The sequence below is a fragment of the Micromonospora sp. WMMA1363 genome, assembly GCF_030345795.1.
In the GTDB taxonomy this organism is placed as follows: domain Bacteria; phylum Actinomycetota; class Actinomycetes; order Mycobacteriales; family Micromonosporaceae; genus Micromonospora.
Genome location: NZ_JAUALB010000001.1, coordinates 3,515,692 through 3,533,240 on the forward strand (window position 1 = coordinate 3,515,692; position 17,549 = coordinate 3,533,240).

Consider the following 17,549-nt stretch of genomic DNA (forward strand, 5'->3'; position numbering starts at 1 on the left):
CTGCCGGCCGCGCACCGGAAGCCGGGTCGGGGTCGCCCGGCGCGGGAGACGGCACGGTCGGAGGCGGCTGGTCGGACAACGAACCCTCCTCAGCGATAGCTGGAACGGCTCATCCTCCCCGGTGCGGCGCCGACACCGCACCCCCGCCCGGCCGTGGATCGGATCACGGCCGGGGTGGTCGGCCCCACCCGTGGGGCCGCTCGCCGACTCAGGCGATGACGCGTACCCGTTCGGCCTGAGGCCCCTTCTGGCCCTGGGCGATCTCGAACTCCACCCGCTGGCCGTCGTCCAGCGCCTTGTAGCCATCCATCTCGATGGCGGAGAAGTGAACGAAGACGTCCTGCCCGCCGTCGACGGCGATGAAGCCGTAGCCCTTTTCGGCGTTGAACCACTTCACGGTGCCCTGTGCCACGGTGCACTTCCTCACTATGCGCGGCGTATCACTACCCGCGGTCCGCTGCGCCGGCCCGCGGGACGGCACCGGTTCGGCGATCGGGGACGGTCGCTGAATCGGTGACCGAAATCGCACGCTACACGAGGCGTGACGGCGGCGCACGACCACAAATCGGGCATATTCCGAGCGATGCGCATTGCCGTCCGCCGCTGTGGTACGCATGCGGGCATGACCAGCACTCCGGGCCGGCCCGGCCCGGAGCGGGTGACGGCACGACAGGCGCAGGTGCGGCGGATCCGGCCCGGGGACGGCGCCCGGATGCGGGCCCTCCGGCTGGAGATGCTCGCCGACTCGCCGCTCGCCTTCCTCGAGACGATCGCCGACGCGGCGGCCCGCCCGCACGCCGAGTACGCCGCCCGCGTCGCCTACACGTCGACCGGCACGGACACCGCGCAGTTCGTCGCCGACCCCGGGGGCCGGCTGGTCGGCCACGCCGGCGGCACGGTGGCCCCGGACGAGCCGGGGCTCACCGTCGTCTACGCCGTGTACGTCACCCCGGCCTGGCGCGGCACCGGGCTGCTGGCCGACCTGATCGATGCGGTGGCCGGCTGGTCGCGCGCCGGCGGTCGGCGGGAGCTGATGCTGGAGGTGGTGGTCGGCAACGACCGGGCCTACCGGGCGTACCGACGACTGGGTTTCCTCGACACCGGCGTCCGCGTGCCGCACCCCACGATCCCCACCCTCACCGAGCTGCGGATGCGCCGCGCGGTGTGAGCACGCCCGTCAGCCGTGGCGGCGACTCTGGACGATGCGGAACCGGTTCGCCACGTACGCGGCGTCCGTCAGCGCCGCGTTGGCCGCCGCGTTGGCGCCGCTGCCGTGGAAGTCGGAGAAGGCCGCGGACTGGTTCACGAAGACCCCGCCGGTCAGGTTGGCCGACAGGTGCACCCCGACCTCGATCGCCGCCGTCTCGGCCGCGTCCAGCACCGCATCGTCGGTGGAGTAGACCGCGGCGGTCAGCGCGCCCTTCGCACCGATGGTGGACCGCAGGATCTCCAGACTGTGCGCCGTGGAGTCGGTCGCGATGGCGAACGAGATCGGGCCGAACCACTCCCGCGAGTAGGTCCCGGTGTCGCCGGCATCCAGCCTGACGATGGTCGGCGTCCGGACGACCGCGCCGGGGAACGCCGGGTGCTCGAGCGGACGGGACTCCAGCACCGGCTCGCCGACCTTGGTCACCTCGTCGAGGCGCTCCAGCACCCCGTCGTTGACGATCGCACCGGTCAACTCGACGCCCCGAGCCGGGTCGACGGTGAGCTTGCCGACCGCCGCCGCGATGCCGGCGGCCACCTCGTCGAAACTCTTGTGCCCCTGGTCGGTCTCGATGCCGTCGCGCGGGATCAGGATGTTCTGCGAGGTGGTGCACATCTGCCCGCTGTACAGGGTCAGCGTGAAACCCAGGTTGCGGCACATCCCGGCGAAGTCGTCGGTCGAGTCGACCACGATCGGGTTCAGGCCGGCCTTCTCGGTGTAGACCTGCGCCTGCCGGGCGTTGGCCTCCAGCCAGTCGCCGTACTCGGTGGAGCCGGTGAAGTCGACGATCTTCACGGCCGGATGCTGGGCCAGCGTCGAGGCGAGCTTCTCCCCGGCCGCCTCGGGAGCCAGCAACACCAGGTTCGGGTCGAAGCCGGCCTCGGCGAGCACCTCCCGGGCGTAGCGCACGGTGATCGCGAGCGGCAGCACCGCCCGCGGATGCGGCTTGACGACCACCGGGTTGCCGGTGACCAGCGAGGCGAACAGCCCCGGGTACGAGTTCCAGGTGGGGAAGGTGTTGCAGCCGATCACCACCGCCATCCCGCGCGGCACCACGTGGAAAGTCTTGGTCATCCGCAGCGGGTCCCCCTTACCCGCCGCCTTCTCCCAGCCGGCCGTCCCCGGGTGCCGGGTCATCTCCGCGTACGCGTAGGCGACGGCCTCCAGCGCGCGGTCCAGCGCGTGCGAGCCGCCGGCCTGGAAGGCCATCACGAACGCCTGACCGCTGGTGAACTGCACCGCGTTGGCCAGTTCGAAGATGTTGCGGTGCAGCCGGGCCAGGATCTCCAGGCAGACACCCACCCGGGCCTGCGGCCCGGCGTCCCGCCAGGCGGGCAGCGCGGCGGTGGCGGCGGCGACGAGCTGGTCCGGCGCCGCGTGCGGGTAGCGGACGCCCAGGTCGACGCCGAACGGGCTGACCTCGGTGGCGACCGTGCTCCCGTCACCGGGCTGGTCGAGCGGGAAGTCGTGACCGAGGTACGCCTCGAAGGCGGCCTTGCCGTCGGCGGCGGCGGTCTCGCCGTACACCCGGGGGCTGGGCGACTCCGGGTAGGCGGACCAGTACCCGCGTTCCGATATCGCGGTCAGCGCCCGGGTGAGGGTGTCGGCGTGCCTGTCGTACAGGGGGTGCGGAGTCTCCGTCATGCCCGCCATCATGCAACAGAAGGCGGCACGATCAGTAGGGCCGTGTCACAGCTCAGATCGTCAGCTGCCAGTTCGTCCAGGCGTCGACCGGGCGGAACCCCAGCTGCTCGTTGATCCGGATCATGTGCTCGTTGACCGCCGCGTTCCAGGTGTCGATCGCCCGGACCTGCGGCTCGGACTCGACCGTGTACCGCAGATTCTCGACCTTGGCCAGCAGCCCCAGCCGGTGCCCGCGGTGTTCCGGGTCGACGATGGTGGTCTGCTGCCACGCGTGCCACGGCGAGTAGGAGTTGACGTCCAGCATGGTCCAGGCGACCAGCCGGCCGGTCGCCTCGTGCACCGCGCCGTAGTGGTAGTCGCGCCGGCCCCGGGCCGCGAGCACCTTTTCGGTCGCCCGGACCCGCCCGGCGTCGACCTTCTCCGCCTCCAGCTTCAGGTCACCCAGCGGGGCGTCCGTGTTCATCCGGCTCTCCAGGCGGGCCACGTCGGCGACGTACTCCTCCGGGACCGGGCCGCGCCAGGTCACCCCGCGGTAGCCGCCGGCGCGTTCGCGGGCACCGGCCAGCAGCTCGTCCAGCGCGGCCTGGTCGACCGCCGCGACGTCGAGCCGCCGCCGGACGTCCTCCAGCGCCGCGTGCGCGCCGGTGGCCGCGGCGAAGGCCCCGCCGGCCGCCGGCCGGTCCGGCCCGTCCGGCAGCGCCAGCACCGTGTCCCCCAGCATCCGCTTGCGGCCCCGCTCGCGGGCCGCCTCGACGGCGTACGCGAGCAGCGCGCGGCCGGCCCCCCGGCGCCGGTGCGCCGGGTGGACCGCCAGTTCCACGCTCACGTTGTCGGTGTTGTCGAGCTGCGGGAACCGCAGCACGAGATGCCCGACCGGGACGCCGTCGAGCCGGGCAAGGGCGTGGCTCACCACGGCACCCGGCATCGGGTGGGCCGCTTCCGCGGCGAACTCGTCCCGGGTCTGGACCGGGAAGTCGGGCACATCGGTGGCGGTCGCGGCGACGACCCGGTGCGCCTCGTCGATCGCGGTCGGGTCCGAGACGTCATACGGCGTGACGGTCAGGCTCATGAGGCAAGCCTGCGCCGGAAACGCGATCGGGGCCAACGGTTTTCGCTGGCCCCGATCGGACGTGGTCGGGAGGGACGATCGCACAACGCCTCCGGCGCTGGGTCGTAAGAACTTCGCAAAGTCTCCGGCGAAACGCCCTCCCGCACCGAGCATCTTGCGCCGCCCGATTGCTGCCGTCAAGTCCTGGGCAGCGCGTTTTCACCACTCACCGCAAAAAGTCGATTACCACCCGGATCGGCCGAGGAGTCCTGGATAGATCAGCCGAGGAGGCCGGCGTCACGGGCGGCGCGCAGGGACGGTTTGATGCGGTGGGTCGGGCCGACCTGGCCGGCCACCGCGTCCAGCGTCTTCAGGCCTTCGCCGGTGTTGAAGACCACCGTCTCCGCGGTCGGGTCGAGGTGGCCGGAGTCGACGAGCTTGCGCAGCACCGCCACGGTTACCCCGCCGGCGGTCTCGGCGAACACGCCGGTCGTCCGGGCGAGTAGCCGGATGCCGGTGCGGATCTCGTCGTCGTCGGCGTACTCCATCCAGCCACCGGTACGCCGGACCGCATCGATGGCGTACACGCCGGCGGCGGGGTCACCGATGTTCAGCGACTTGGCGATACCGGTCGGCTTGACCGGGGTGATGGTGTCGCTGCCGGCGTGCAGCGCGGTAGTGATCGGGTTGCATCCCGCGGACTGCGCGCCGAACACCTTCCAGCCGCCCGCCGGCGCCTCGACCAGGCCGATCTCGACCAGTTCGCTGAACGCCTTGTCGACCTTGGTCAGCAGCTCACCCGAGGCCATCGGGATCACCACCTGGGCGGGGATCCGCCAGCCGAGCTGCTCGGCCACCTCGTACCCGAGCGTCTTCGAGCCCTCGGCGTAGTAGGGACGCACGTTCACGTTGACGAACGCGGTGTCCTCGAACTCGTCGGTTTCGACGAGTTCGCCGCAGAGCCGGTTCACGTCGTCGTACGACCCGTCGATCGCGATCAGGTCGCCCCCGTACACGGCGGTGGTGACCACCTTGCCCTGCTCCAGGTCGCTGGGGATGAAGACCACCGACCCGGCGCCGGTCCGCGCGGCGTGCGCGGCGACCGAGTTGGCCAGGTTGCCGGTGGAGGCGCAGGCGAACCGGCTGAAGCCGAGCGTTCGCGCGGCGGTCAGCGCCACCGAGACCACCCGGTCCTTGAAGGAGTGGGTCGGGTTGGCACTGTCGTCCTTGACCCACAGCGCCGCGGTGATGCCCAGTTCGGCGGCGAGGTGCGGGGCGGCGACCAGCGGGGTGCAGCCCGGGTCGAGGGTGACCCGGGTGGCCGGGTCCTGACCGGCGGGGAGCAGCGCCGCGTACCGCCAGATGTTCTGCGGGCCGGCCTCGATCTGCTCGCGGGTGATGGTGGCCAGCGCGGCGGTGTCGTAGTCGACCTCCAATGGCCCGAAGCACTCGTAGCAGGCGTGCTGGGCGGCGAGCGGGTAGCGGGCCGAACAGGCACGGCAGACCAGGGCGCGGGCCGGGCTGGTGGTGGTGTCGATCCCTGTGGGGGCGAGCGTCGACGTCATGTCGAGATTCCTCTCATCTTTCCCCCGCGTCACGCTCCGCGGCGGGGACGGAATTGGCACCTGCCCCGCTCGTCGCTCTGCGGTGAGCGCGCGGGGTGGTTGCCGGGGCGTCGTCGGGCCGTATCCCTCAGCCCCTCTGGATGAGGTATTCAGTTGTGCCGTGCGCCGCCGAGTCTAAGCACCGGCCGTCGGCTGGCGACGACCGCTTCCCACCCTGTGACCAGATGTGACCTACTCCGCAGCGCGGGGACAATCCTCTCACGCCCTCTGGGGCTGCCCCGTTTGTGCTATCGCACCCGCTCCACCCGGCGCCCTTGCTGCGAAAGCCGCATCTCCGGCGGGCCTCCCAACCACGGACCGGGATCCCCATCACAGAAGTGTCACCGATGGCGACGGGACCGCGATCGGCGCCCTGCCCGCCGACGCCGGCAGCCTGCACCCCGACGGCGCCGCCGACCAGGCGCCGGTCGCCGAGCTGACCGACCTCAACCCGTACACCGTCGTCCCGTCGGAGATCAACGTGATGCCCGCCAGGTCCGCCCCGTTACCGGGACCGCAGGCCGCTTCTGTGGCGGCAGCATCACCAACGGCCGAGCCGCCACCGGTGCACTACGTCGGCAAGACCGCGGGGTCGGCACTTGGCTGGCCGCACGGGCACCAGCCAAGTCGGTCAGGTGATGCCGAGTAGGACCAAGCCACCCGGGTTTGGCCTGGTGAACCCGCAAGTCGGTGAACCCGCAAGTCGGTGATCGCCTAGACGGTCTCGGTGGTGAGCCGTTTCGGCTGGTCGACGCGACGTCGGCCAGCCGACCATCGCCGAGCCGGCCAGCCGACCATCGCCGAGGCCCGTCGCCCGCGCCGAGCGGAGCAGAGCATCGCCCCGTCGATGCGCTGACCCTGACCCTGGGCAGCTCGCAGGCCGTCCACAACCACCCGAACGTGCTCGGCTGAACGGCCGAGCACGTTCGGTTTGCACGGCCCCGGCACCCGCCTCGACAAAGGAGACGCATGTGACGGCGTCCGAGAAGCTGCCGGGTGCGTCGGACGCATCGGATGTGGCGGATATGTCGGAGATATACCGGGTGTATCGGTGCGTTCTGGCACGCGTGGCGTGTGCTGGCATACGTGGCGTGTGCTGGCATACGTGGCGTGTGCTGGCATACGTGGCGTGTGCTGGCATACGTGGCGCATGCTGGCGCGTGGCGCATGCTGGCGCGTGGCGCATGCTGGCGCGTGGCGCATGCTGGCGCGTGGCGCATGCTGGCGCGTGGCGCATGCTGGCGCGTGGCGCATGCTGGCGCGTGGCGCATGCTGGCGCGTGGCGCATGCTGGCGCGTGGCGCGTGGCGCGCGTACGTGGCGCGTGCTGGCGGGCCGATGCGCCGATGCGGGCCGATGGCGCGGCCTGGGTGGTCGAGCTCCACAGCGGCGTCGGCGGCACCGTCCCCGGCAGCGGTCTCCTGGACGGGGCAGTTCCACAGCGGGCCACGATCGCACGGGCGGGCAGCCACGGGGGCACTCCCGCGACCACAACCGGCGCGGATGCGAGGATCAACCAATGCTCCCCCGCACCCCCATGCCGGCCCGCCAGTCCGCCCCGTCGATCGCCGCTGCCGGCGCAGCCACGGCGTTCTTGCTCGCCGGCTGTGTAGCGACCGGCACGCCGGCGCACGACTCCGCCACAGTGCCGCCGTCGTCGGTCGCCCCGCAGGGAACGCCGTCGGCCGACTGCCCGGAGTCGGGGGTTCGGATCCGGTCACGTGGGGTCGACGCAGCGATGGGGCTACGCGCGATGGGGCTGGAGCTGTCCAACTGCGGCACCCGCTCCTACCCGCTGCACGGCTACCCGGCGCTGCGCCTGCGGGACGGCGACAACGGCCCGGTGCCGGTCCGGGTCGTTCCCGGGGCGAAGGGGATCACCTCGGGCTTCGACGACCCACCCCGGCCGCTGGTCCTCGCCCCCGGCGAGCGGGCCCGCGCCACCGTGCTCTGGCGCAACCTGGTCACCGACCCGACCGTCGTCGCGACGAACGCCGAGCAGATGGAGGTCGCACCGGGCGCCGGCCAGCCCGGGCAGGAGGTCGACACGGAAGGCGGGATCGACCTCGGCAACACCGGTCGGATCGGAGTCAGCCCCTGGAAGAGACGCCCACCGGAGACACCCGCCCCCACGGCCCCCACGCCGACCCGGGGATCGTCCGTCGACGGGACTGCGGTGCCGGACGTGTCGCTGCTATGACACGACGTCCTTACGGGTGAAGCGCCAGAACGCCAGGCCCCAGAACAGCGTCGCGTAGCTGACCGCCGAGATCGTGCCCCGGACCACGTCGTCGGTCTGGATGGGTGTCGACAGCAGGCCTAGCCACGCGGTGCTGTAGTGCGTCGGCAGGAAGCTGCGCAGCACTCCGAGCGCGGTGATCTGGTCGAGGATGCTGGACAGGATCCAGAGCAGGACCGCGCCGCCGACCGCGCCGAGCGCCGCGTCGGTCGACACCGACAGCAGGACGGCCAGGCCGGCCACCACCAGGAGTACGACGGCCAGGTACCCGAGCACCGCCAGCAGCCGCAGCAGCCCCTCCCCCGGGTCCAGCTGCGCGGCGACCGTGCTGCGCAGCGGCGCCCAGCCGTAGCGAAGAGTGCCCAGCAGCAGTGCCGTGCCGGCGAGCAGCAGCAGGGCCAGCGCCGAGTACGCGAGCGCGACCAGCAGCTTCACCGCGAGCAGTCGGGCGCGGGGCACCGGCACGGCGAGCAGGTAGCGCAGGCTGCCCCAGCTCGCCTCGCTGGCCACGGTGTCGCCGCAGAACAGCGCCACCACGACCACCAGCAGGAACGACGCGGAGACGAAGATGGTGAACAGGGTGAAGTTCAACCCACCGGTGGTGGCGAGCTCGATCAGGCTGCCGAACTCGCCCCGCCCGTTGTCGTCGTCGCCGGAGCCGAACTGGAACGCGATCAGGATGATCAGCGGCAGCAGCACCATGAACCCGAGCGCGAGCTGGGTGCGCCGCCGGGACGCCTGCCGGCGGAACTCGGCGACGAACGGCAGCGTGGCGGACGGGCGGTAGCCCGCCGCCGCACCGGACGCCGCGCCGCCGGACGCCGCGCCGCCGGACGCCGCGCCACTGGAACCGCCCGTACCCGGCTCGACCGTCGTGCCCGCCATCACCGGTCCCCACTTCCCCGAGAATTCTCGCCGACCAGGGCGAGGAAGGCGTCCTCCAGGCGGCGCCGGGGCACCACCCGGTCCACCCCGATACCGGCCCGGACCAGCTCGGCCACCACCTCGCTGCGGGCGGTGCCGTTGGTGTCCACGACGAGATGGCCGTCCCCGTCGGGAAGCACCCGGACACCCGCCATCCGGTCCAGGACGGTCCGCGCGGCCGCCTGGTCGGTCACCTCGACCAGCACACTCGGCGACTCGCCGACGATCTCCCCGACCGGGCCGGCCGCGACGATCCGACCCTTGTTCACCACGGCGGCGTGGGTGCAGGTCTGCTCCACCTCGGCGAGCAGATGGCTGGAGACCAGCACCGCGCGCCCGCCGGTGGCGTACCGCCGCAGGACCCGGCGCATCTCGGCGATCTGCGGCGGGTCGAGCCCGTCGGTCGGCTCGTCGAGCACCAGCAACTCCGGCAGCCCCAGCATCGCCTGGGCGATCGCCAGGCGCTGCTTCATGCCATGGCTGTACGTCTTGACCTTCCGGTGTACGGAGGCGCCCAGCCCGGCGATCTCCAAGGCCTCGTCGACGTGCGCGTCCGCCCACGGCCGACCGGTGGCCCGCCAGTACGCCCGCAGGTTCGCCAGGCCAGACAGGTGCGGCAGGAAACCAGGCCCCTCCACGAGCGCGCCGATTCGGGACAGCACCGGCGAGCCCGGCACCAGCCGGTGCCCGAACACGTAGACCTCGCCGGCCGTGGGCTGGGTCAGCCCCATCAGCACCCGCAGGGTGGTCGTCTTGCCGGCACCGTTCGGGCCGAGCAGGCCCACCACCTGGCCCGGGTGCACCTCGAAGTCCACGTTCGACACCGCGACGAAGCCGTCCGCGTACTCCTTGCGGAGTTCCCGGACGACCAGCGGGGTGTCCGCATAGTCCGGGTGGACGCTGCTCTCCTGGCGGCGGTGCCGACGGCGCAGGACGGCGACGACCACGACCAGCCCGACCGCGATCGCGGCCAGCAGACCGGCGAGCACCCAGCGCCACCCGGCAGCCGCGGTCGGGATCGGCTCAGCGGCCACCGTGGGCAGCGCCACCGCGCCGTCGTCGAGGGCCACGGTGTACCCGGTCGGCTCGACCGGGGTGGCGTACGCCTGGTCGGAAGTGGCGACCACCATCCGCAGCCGGTGCCCGGCCTCGACCCGGCGGACGACCGCCGGCAGGGTGACGGTGACCGGCGCCGCGTCCCCGACGTCGCGCGGCAACCCGGTCAGCCGGACCGGCGCCACCAGCCCGTTGGGCAGGGTCGCCGCACCGGCCCCGTCGACGTCGTACAGCTTGACGAAGAGCACCGCCTCCCCGGTCGGGGACGCGACGCGGATCGAGACGGTCGGCGCGCCCACCACGTCCACCGCAGCCGGCAGCGGCGCGGACTCGAAGCGGGCGTGCTGGCCGGGGACGTCCCCGGCGACCCCGCCCAGCAGCGAGGAGAGTTCCCCGGCGAACGGCACCGACGAGATCGCGGCCGGGTTGCCCGCCGGCGGGTTGGCGATCCGCTGCGGCGGACCGGCCACCACCACCTGGTGGCGTCCGGTGCCGGTCAGCCCCGGGTAGTCGGTGCTGCGGTACCCGCTGGCGACCAGGCCTCGATCCAGGGCGTCGAACCCGGCGATCCGGGAGAAGGTGAAGTCGTCGCCCGGCGCCGGGCCCTCGCCCTTGACGTAGTGGTCGAGCCACTGCGCGGTCAGGAACCGCACCCGGTCCGAGTCGGTCGTCGGGCCCTCTCCGCCGTCGTGGCCACCGGTGAACCAGGCGACCCGGACCGGGGTGCCGTTCGCGGCGATCCCCCGCGCGTTGGCGTCGGCCTCGGCGAGCGGGAAGAGGGTGTCCGCCGCGCCCTGCACCAGCAGGGCCGGTGCCTGGATCCGGTCCAGCACACCCGCCGGACTGGAGCGGCGGAGCAGGTCGACGGCGGCCTGGTCGGCCCGGCCGGTGGTGGCGATCCGCAGGTACGCGGCGCAGACGTCGGCCGCGAACCGGCCGCAGGACGGGTCGGCACCGGCCGGGGCCCGTCCCGGAACGCTCCCGGGACCGGCGCCCGGGCCGGGGCCGGGCGGCCCAGCCGGGGCGGGGGCGCCCGCCGGTTGGCCGCCGGTCGCTCCCGAGCTGCCCTCGGGTCCGGAGCCGACGTTGCCGCCGCCGAAGAACAACCCCGCCCAGCCTTTCTTGAACACCCCCGCGACCGGCTCCTTGCCCGTGTTCTCCGGCAGGAACGCGCGGGAGAGGTCGTTCCAGGTGATCATCGGGACGATCGCGTCGACCCGGGTGTCCCGGGCGGCGAGCAGCAGCGCCAGGCCACCGCCGTACGAGCCGCCCACCACGCCGACCCGCGGGTCGCCGGCGGTGTCGGTGCGGACCTCCGGTCTGGCGGCGAGCCAGTCCAGCAGACGCTGCGCGTCCCGCACCTCGTAGTCGGGGTGATTCAGGTGGATCTGCCCGCCGCTGCGCCCGAAGCCGCGCGCCGTCCAGGTCAGCACCGCGTACCCCCGGCCGGCGATCTCCTCGGCATCGGCGTGGACCGACTCCTTGGTGCCGCCGAAGCCATGTCCGAGCAGCACCGCCGGCACCTGCGCGACAGCGGACGCGCCGTCCGGCAGGTACAGGGTGGTGTCCAGGTCGACCGGCTCGTCACCGGTCGGCCCGGACCAGACGGTGAGCAGCGCCGACGCGGTGCGCGGCCCCGGCCGCTGCGGCCGGACCGCCCAGGCCGCGACCGCGGCGAGCAGGGCGACCACCACCGCGGTGGCCACCGCGCGCCGGCGGTTGGGCAGGGCATGCCGGATCCACGCTGCCGAGAACGGCGATCTCATGCGGGACACGGTACGGCCCGGATCCTGAGTGATGCCTGAGATCCTCCGTACGTCCGTCCGGTTGCCCCGATCGGTGCCGACGATCAGGGCGACCGCGTCCCGCCCGGACCGTCCGGCGAGATGAATTCGGATCGCGTGAATTCCGATCTTCCAGGGAATATCCGCCTGATTCCACCAAGTCATCCTCGTTGATCGCACGCTCAGTACCGACCCCCTGCGCGGTGCGTGACTTTGCGCCAGGTGACGCGAACCCGACTGAACGACGACGAGAAGAGCTCGTGGAGCGTCCGCTAACTTCCGGGTCCGGTGTACGGGACTCGCTGCCGTTCACGGATGCCCGCCAACGCCTACGTTCCGCCAACGCCCACGTTCCGTTTACCTCCCCTTCCACCTCCGCCGCAGGAGTACCAACCATGACCCTCCCCGCGCCGCGGGCCCGCCGCCGACCCTCCGTCACGGGTCGCCTGTTGCCGTCGCTACTGGTGCTGACGCTCCTCGCACCGCTGACCGTCCTCTTCGTCCAGTCCTGGCGGTCCCTCGGTGACGACCACGACCTGGTCACCGCCGAACGCCTCGGCATCGAGTACCTGCGAGCGCTCTCCCCGGTGACCGACGCGCTGGTGGACGCGCAGACCGCCGCCGTCACCGGTCGACCGGTCCCCGGCGACGCGCTGACCCGCACGGTCGAGGCCGCCGCCGCGGTCGACGCACGGCTCGGCGACGAGCTACGCAGCAGGGAGCGGTGGGCCGGCCTGCGGGCCAAGATCGAGGCGCTGCGGGACCGTGGGCCGACCGAGCCGGACACGGCGTACGCGGCGTACGTCACGGTCACCGACCTGCTGCTGGCCCTGCACCGCAAGATACGTCAGACCTCGGGACTGGTCCGCGACCCGGAGCCGGACACCTTCTTCCTCCAGGACGGCGCTGGCGAGGAGCTGCCCGAGGCGGTCGTCGCCACCGGACGGCTCGCCGACCTCGCCGTGCTCGCCGCCCGCCAGCCAGCTGCCCAGCAGCCCGTGGCCGAGCTGGCGGCCGCCCGCGTCGCCGCGCTGGCGCCCGCCAGCGCCCTGGTGGCCGACCTCCGCGCTGCGGTCGACAGCTCGGAGAGCACCGACCTGGGCGCCAACGCACTCACCCCGCTGGACACCTACCAGCGGTCCGTGGAGGCGCTGGCGGCCCACTCCACCCCCGGCGCGATCGATCCGGCACAACTCGCCGCGGCCCGGTCGACCGCGCAGGCCGCCGCCCGGCAGCTACAACCGGTCATCTTCGACGAACTCGACACGCTGCTCGCCGACCGTCGCGACGGTCTCGACCGCGACCGCTGGCTCGCGGTCGGAGCAGCCGCGCTGACCGTGGTCTTCCTGGCGGTACTGGCGCTGGTGCCCCTCGCCGCCCTCCGCCCGGCGGCCCGCCGGGCCGCCGGGCCCCGGCCACCGGCCGAGGAGCCCGCCGCGCTGGCCGCCGCCGACGGCTGGCAGCAGCCCGCCGAGCCCCGACCGCTTCCCACGGACGTTCCAACCCGGGACCCGAACACCGCGCAGTGGGAGCTGTTCGATGCTGCCCGGTAGGCGTGGGAGCCGTTCGATGCTGCTCGGTAGGCTACGGATTCGGAACAAGCTGGCCCTGTTGGTGGTCATCCCGCTGCTCAGCATGGTGGGCCTGGCGGTGCCGGTGGTGCTCGACCGGATCGCCGTCGCCCAGCGCGCCGCTGACATCGCCGACCGGGTCCGGGTCGCCAGCCGGATCGGCAGCCTCGTGCAGGATCTGCAACAGGAGCGCATCCTGTCGGTCGGTCTGCTGCTCGGCCGGGTGTCCCCTTCCGAGTTGGTACAGAAGTCCGCCGCCGTGGACGACCGGGTCGCCGACCTACGGGCCACCCGCGGCGAATCGCTGCCGTCCGAGGTGGCAGCCGCCCTCGACGAGATCCGTACGCTGGCCGACCTGCGGGCCGCGGTGCTCGCCGGCACCGCCACCCCCGACGAGGTCATGGACGCGTACGGACCGGTCAACCTGGCCCTGATCGACTCGCTGCGGCTGCCGTTCACCGTGGACACGAACACCGCCGCGGGTCGTCAGGTGCTGGCGCTGGACGGGCTGCTGCGCACCGATGAGGCGCTCGGCGCCTGCGCCACACTGGTCGTGCTGGTCAAGGCAACCAACGACCCGGCGGCGATCATCAGCTACGTCGCCAGCGTGGCCGCCCTCCAGGTGGACAACCTGCGGTTCCGCAGCCTCATCACGGCGGAGCAGTACGAGCTGGCACGGCTCAACGACGCGGCGGTCACCGCGCGGACCAGCCCCGACTTCCTCTCCCGGAGCCTGCTCGACCCGGTGGGCGCGGTACGGCACGTGCCGCTGGAGGCGCTCTTCCGCTCGGCCCAGTCGATGATCACCCTCGGGCAGTTCGTGGAGAAGAAGATCGTCGCCGACGTCATCGCCGAGGTGACCGCCGAGCAGCGCCGGGCGCTGACCGTCGCGTACCTGGTCGGCGCAGCGGCTCTGCTGGTGCTGTCCCTGGTGCTGGTGCTCAGCGTGGCGGTCGCCCGGACGGTCGCCCGGCCGCTGAGCCGGCTCACCCGCTCGGCGGACCGGGTCGCCCGGGTCGCCGAGGCCGAGCTGACCCGGGTCGCCGACGACGAGTCGGAGACCGGTCAGCCGGTCCGGCTCGATCCGGTGGACGTCCGGGCCCGGGACGAGATCGGCGACCTGGCCCGCGCCTTCGAGCGGGTGCAGACAACCGCCGCGCGGTTGGTCGAGCGCCAGGTGGCCGGCCGACGCAACGTCGCCCAGATGTTCGGGCACGTCGGTCGCCGTACGCAGAACCTCGTCGGCCGGCAGCTCGCGCTGATCGACCGGTTGGAACGGCAGGAGACCGACCCGGCCCGGCTGGAACACCTGTACCGGCTCGACCACATTTCCAGCCGACTGCGCCGAAACGCGAGCAGCCTGGTGGCGCTCTCCGGCTCGACCGGCGACGACCCGCACGTCGCCCCGGTGCGGCTGGCCGACGTGGTCCGGCTGGCGCTCGGCGAGATCGAGGACTACACCCGGGTCGACGTCCAGGTCCCCACCGGGGCTTCGGTGTCGCCGGGCACCGTGGGCGACCTCGTTCTGGCCCTCGCCGAGCTGATGGAGAACGCGACCGTGTTCTCCCCGCCGCACACCCGGGTGGTGGTGGGCGGCGAGCTGACCGGTGCCGGCGCCCGGCTCAGCGTGGTGGACCGCGGCATCGGCATGACCGCGGAGCGGCTCTACGAGGAGAACGCCCGGCTGGCCCGGCGCGAGCGGCTGGACCTCGCCCCCAGCGAGGTGCTCGGGCTCTTCGTGGTGGGCCGGCTGGCCCGGCGGCACGGCTGGGCGGTCCACCTGGCGCCGACCGTCGGCGGCGGCGTCACCGCCCAACTCGAACTCCCACCGGCGGCCCTGGTACCCCGGCCGGTGGGCCGGGCCGGCGCCACGGTGGCCCGGGTCGTCGTGCCGGATCGGGATCGGCGCTCCCCCGCCGGTTCGTCCCCGCTCACCCGGCAGGCGCTGGCGGTCAGGCAGGGTCGATCACGGGTGGGTGACCACGCTGGAGGCGGGGTCAGACGCGGTGGCGCGGCGGCGCCGTCCGGCTTCGACCCGGTGGTGCTCCGCCGGGCCACCCGCACGGTCGCGGCAGGCGAGTCCTGGGACGCGTTCGCCGTTACGAAGACGCAGCCCGAGGCGACCGGCCACACCGCATACCTGGAGATCGGCCACACCGCATACCTGGAGATCAGCGCGCCGGCCGGCCCCGCGCTCCCGCCCGGCCCCGCATCGGCCCCCGCCTCGCCGGATCCGGCAGCGGGGCTACCGCTTGGGCCGCGCGCGGCACCGCCCGGGCCGCGCGCGGCACCGCCCGCCGCCAGCGGGCACGCGGCCGTCCCGGCGGGCCTGACGGTGGCTCCGGCCGGCCCGCCGCCGAACCGGGCGCCGGCTCGGGTCGCGCCCCTCGTGCCGGGCATCCGCCAACGGGTACCCGGCGCCAGCCTGCCGCCGGCCGGGCCGCGAGTCGGGCCCGCCGACGCCGTCGGCGCGGATCCGGCCGCCGCCCGGGAACTGGTCGAGGCCGTCGAGTCCGGGGTACGCCGGGCGGAGCTGGCCCATCCACATTCCGCGCCGCCCACCCCCGGTGGACCGTCCGGCGCGGGGCCGGCCGGGGCCAGCCCGACCTACGGGCGGCCCCGGCTGACCCGCCGGGTGCCCGGGGCGGGCCTGACCAGCACGCCGGTTCGCCTACCCGCGAGCCACGGCCCAGGAGACCCGGCCGAGGTCCGCGACCTCATCACCGAATTCGAGGCGGGCGTCGCCCGCGCTCTGCGTGAAGTCAGTCCAGACCGCCGCGACGAAGAGGGATCATCACGGTGACCAGCCCTTTCCTGCACGACAACGTCGACCACCCGGCCCACGCCGGCACGGACGTGGACCTCAGCCCGGAGGCCCGCACCTTCAACTGGCTGCTGGACTCCTTCACCTCCAGCACCGCCGGGGTGCTGGAGGCGATCGCCGTTTCGTCGGACGGGCTGCTGATGGCCATGTCCGCGATCAAGGACCGGTCCAACGCCGAGCGGCTGGCGGCCGTGGTCTCCGGCATGACCAGCCTCGCCGGCGGGGCGGCCAGTTGGTACGCGCTCGGTGGGCTGAACCGGGTGGTCATCGACATGACCGAGGGGTACCTGCTGATCAGCGCGATCAGCAGCGGCTCGGTGCTCGGCGTCGTCGCCGACCGGTCGGCCAACCTCGGCACCGTCGCGTACGAGATGACACTCTTCGCCGGGCGGGCCGGTGGTGCGCTCACGCCCCACCTGATCGCCGAGTTGAAGAACGCCGTCCAGCGGTGATCCCCGACGTCGCCGGCGAGGAGTCGGGCCCACCGGCCCGGATCCGTCCCTACCTGCGGGTGCCCGCCCTACCCGGTGAACCCGTCGCGGTGGGCCTGCCGGCGGCCGCCGGCCCGGAGCCGGACGGCCCCTCGGGCCCCCGGCCGTTCGTGCTCACCGCCGGCCGGGTGACCGGAGCCGATCCGGCGGTCGGACTGGAGACCCAGGTGACGGCCCGGCCGGCCGTGGAGTGGACGAGCCCGGTCGCCCGGCTGACGCCGGAGTCGCAGGGAATCGTCGCGCTCTGCGGCTCGCCGATCTCGGTCGCGGAGATCTCCGCCCGGATGCGGATGCACTTCGGTGTGACCCGGGTCCTGGTCGGTGACCTCAGCGCCGCCGGCCATCTCGACATACACGTCAACGGCGACGACGCCCTCGACCCCGACATCATCCTGCGAGTGATTGATGGACTTCGCGCGATTTCCTGACTGGCCGGTGTCCCCGGCGGGCGGGCTCACGGCCAACAGTGCCGCCGCCCGGTACGGCAACCCGTCGGCGCCCCACCCACCCACCGCCCGGGGCACCGCCACACCGCCGCCACCGCCGTACCGCCCACCGGCAACGCCCCAGACCACAGCCCGGCCGGAGTCGGCGCCGCCGATCCCGGTGAAGATCCTCGTCGCCGGCGGCTTCGGGGTCGGCAAGACCACCACGGTCGGCTCGATCTCCGAAATCGTCCCGTTGACCACCGAGGCGGAGATGACCACCGCCGCGATCGGCGTCGACGACCCGGGCGGGCGTTCCGGGAAGACGACGACCACCGTGGCCATGGACTTCGGCTGCGTCACCATCGACCGCAGCCTGAAGCTGTACCTGTTCGGCACCCCCGGCCAGGCCCGGTTCGGATTCATGTGGGACGACCTGGCCCGGGGCGCACTCGGCGCGCTCGTCGTGGTGGACAGCGCCCGGCTGGACGACTGCTATCCGGCGATCGACTTCTTCGAGCGGGCCGGGCTGCCCTTCGTGATCGGAGTCAACGCGTTCGACGGACGGCTGGCGCACGACCTGACTTCGATCCGATGGGCGCTGGCGATCGGGGACCACGTGCCGATGATGCAGTTCGACGCCCGGGACCGGCTGTCGGTGCGGGACGCCCTGCTGGTCGTCCTGGACCGCGCACTGGACCGCGCCACCCGGGCGAGGGGGACCTGAACCGGC

Annotated in this window: 13 protein-coding genes and 1 riboswitch; of the genes, 7 read left to right on the top strand and 6 right to left on the bottom strand. The window is 73.1% G+C overall.

The window, feature by feature from the left end:
- Positions 1-208 precede the first annotated feature (208 nt).
- Positions 209-412 carry a cold-shock protein gene (locus tag QTQ03_RS16250; protein ID WP_013288855.1) on the bottom strand — a complete coding sequence of 68 codons (204 nt, stop codon included), beginning with the start codon at positions 410-412 and terminating at the stop codon, positions 209-211.
- Between the two features lie 210 nt (positions 413-622).
- Between QTQ03_RS16250 and QTQ03_RS16255 the strand changes: the two genes are divergently transcribed.
- Positions 623-1,168 carry a GNAT family N-acetyltransferase gene (locus tag QTQ03_RS16255; protein ID WP_289278781.1) on the top strand — a complete coding sequence of 182 codons (546 nt, stop codon included), beginning with the start codon at positions 623-625 and terminating at the stop codon, positions 1,166-1,168.
- 9 nt (positions 1,169-1,177) lie between these two features.
- Here the strand turns inward: QTQ03_RS16255 and paaN are convergent, their stop codons facing one another.
- From paaN to thrC, 3 genes are all read right to left on the bottom strand, one after another.
- Complete coding sequence (gene paaN, locus QTQ03_RS16260; RefSeq protein ID WP_289278782.1) at positions 1,178-2,851, bottom strand: phenylacetic acid degradation protein PaaN; 1,674 nt, start codon at positions 2,849-2,851, stop codon at positions 1,178-1,180.
- A gap of 52 nt (positions 2,852-2,903) precedes the next feature.
- Entirely contained in the window at positions 2,904-3,920 is a 1,017-nt protein-coding gene (locus tag QTQ03_RS16265) for a GNAT family N-acetyltransferase (RefSeq protein ID WP_289278783.1), read from the bottom strand.
- A 257-nt stretch (positions 3,921-4,177) separates the two neighbouring features.
- Positions 4,178-5,464, bottom strand: a complete 1,287-nt coding sequence (thrC, locus tag QTQ03_RS16270) for a threonine synthase (protein ID WP_289278784.1) — start codon at positions 5,462-5,464, stop codon at positions 4,178-4,180.
- A 10-nt stretch (positions 5,465-5,474) separates the two neighbouring features.
- Positions 5,475-5,611: riboswitch (SAM riboswitch) on the bottom strand.
- A gap of 1,410 nt (positions 5,612-7,021) precedes the next feature.
- On the opposite strand from thrC, the gene QTQ03_RS16275 reads away from it, so the two are divergent.
- Positions 7,022-7,702: a DUF4232 domain-containing protein gene (locus QTQ03_RS16275; RefSeq protein ID WP_289278785.1), complete on the top strand. Its 681-nt coding sequence runs from the start codon at positions 7,022-7,024 to the stop codon at positions 7,700-7,702.
- On the opposite strand, the gene QTQ03_RS16280 is transcribed toward QTQ03_RS16275, so the two are convergent.
- Both QTQ03_RS16280 and QTQ03_RS16285 read right to left on the bottom strand, forming a co-directional pair.
- On the bottom strand, positions 7,697-8,626 hold the full coding sequence (locus QTQ03_RS16280; RefSeq protein WP_289278786.1) for an ABC transporter permease: 930 nt from the start codon (positions 8,624-8,626) through the stop codon (positions 7,697-7,699). The two genes, QTQ03_RS16275 and QTQ03_RS16280, sit on opposite strands and share 6 nt — an antisense overlap.
- Positions 8,626-11,487, bottom strand: coding sequence for an alpha/beta fold hydrolase (locus tag QTQ03_RS16285; RefSeq protein ID WP_289278787.1), 2,862 nt, complete (start codon positions 11,485-11,487; stop codon positions 8,626-8,628). Before QTQ03_RS16285 ends, QTQ03_RS16280 begins: the two co-directional genes overlap by 1 nt.
- A 413-nt stretch (positions 11,488-11,900) precedes the next feature.
- On the opposite strand from QTQ03_RS16285, the gene QTQ03_RS16290 reads away from it, so the two are divergent.
- Genes QTQ03_RS16290 through QTQ03_RS16310 form a run of 5 tightly spaced genes read left to right on the top strand, consistent with a single transcriptional unit; the run spans position 11,901 to position 17,543 of the window.
- Positions 11,901-13,058 (top strand): hypothetical protein, encoded by a 1,158-nt coding sequence (locus tag QTQ03_RS16290; protein WP_289278788.1) that lies wholly within the window; start codon positions 11,901-11,903, stop codon positions 13,056-13,058.
- Between the two features lie 16 nt (positions 13,059-13,074).
- Positions 13,075-15,879, top strand: a complete 2,805-nt coding sequence (locus QTQ03_RS16295) for a sensor histidine kinase (RefSeq protein WP_289278789.1) — start codon at positions 13,075-13,077, stop codon at positions 15,877-15,879.
- Positions 15,876-16,352 (top strand): roadblock/LC7 domain-containing protein, encoded by a 477-nt coding sequence (locus QTQ03_RS16300; RefSeq protein ID WP_289278790.1) that lies wholly within the window; start codon positions 15,876-15,878, stop codon positions 16,350-16,352. Before QTQ03_RS16295 ends, QTQ03_RS16300 begins: the two co-directional genes overlap by 4 nt.
- On the top strand, positions 16,349-16,819 hold the full coding sequence (locus QTQ03_RS16305) for a DUF742 domain-containing protein (RefSeq protein ID WP_289278791.1): 471 nt from the start codon (positions 16,349-16,351) through the stop codon (positions 16,817-16,819). The genes QTQ03_RS16300 and QTQ03_RS16305 overlap by 4 nt, the downstream gene beginning before the upstream one ends.
- Positions 16,797-17,543, top strand: a complete 747-nt coding sequence (locus QTQ03_RS16310) for a GTP-binding protein (protein ID WP_289278792.1) — start codon at positions 16,797-16,799, stop codon at positions 17,541-17,543. The genes QTQ03_RS16305 and QTQ03_RS16310 overlap by 23 nt, the downstream gene beginning before the upstream one ends.
- Positions 17,544-17,549 lie beyond the last annotated feature (6 nt).

Excerpts from the sequence above, each read along its gene's own strand:
- QTQ03_RS16255 (WP_289278781.1), top strand. The coding sequence starts at position 623 with ATGACCAGCACTCCGGGCCGGCCCGGCCCGGAGCGGGTGACGGCACGA.
- thrC (WP_289278784.1), bottom strand. The coding sequence starts at position 5,464 with ATGACGTCGACGCTCGCCCCCACAGGGATCGACACCACCACCAGCCCG.
- QTQ03_RS16290 (WP_289278788.1), top strand. The coding sequence starts at position 11,901 with ATGACCCTCCCCGCGCCGCGGGCCCGCCGCCGACCCTCCGTCACGGGT.
- paaN (WP_289278782.1), bottom strand. The coding sequence starts at position 2,851 with ATGACGGAGACTCCGCACCCCCTGTACGACAGGCACGCCGACACCCTC.
- QTQ03_RS16280 (WP_289278786.1), bottom strand. The coding sequence starts at position 8,626 with ATGGCGGGCACGACGGTCGAGCCGGGTACGGGCGGTTCCAGTGGCGCG.
- QTQ03_RS16285 (WP_289278787.1), bottom strand. The coding sequence starts at position 11,487 with ATGAGATCGCCGTTCTCGGCAGCGTGGATCCGGCATGCCCTGCCCAAC.
- QTQ03_RS16265 (WP_289278783.1), bottom strand. The coding sequence starts at position 3,920 with ATGAGCCTGACCGTCACGCCGTATGACGTCTCGGACCCGACCGCGATC.
- QTQ03_RS16295 (WP_289278789.1), top strand. The coding sequence starts at position 13,075 with ATGCTGCTCGGTAGGCTACGGATTCGGAACAAGCTGGCCCTGTTGGTG.
- QTQ03_RS16310 (WP_289278792.1), top strand. The coding sequence starts at position 16,797 with ATGGACTTCGCGCGATTTCCTGACTGGCCGGTGTCCCCGGCGGGCGGG.
- QTQ03_RS16275 (WP_289278785.1), top strand. The coding sequence starts at position 7,022 with ATGCTCCCCCGCACCCCCATGCCGGCCCGCCAGTCCGCCCCGTCGATC.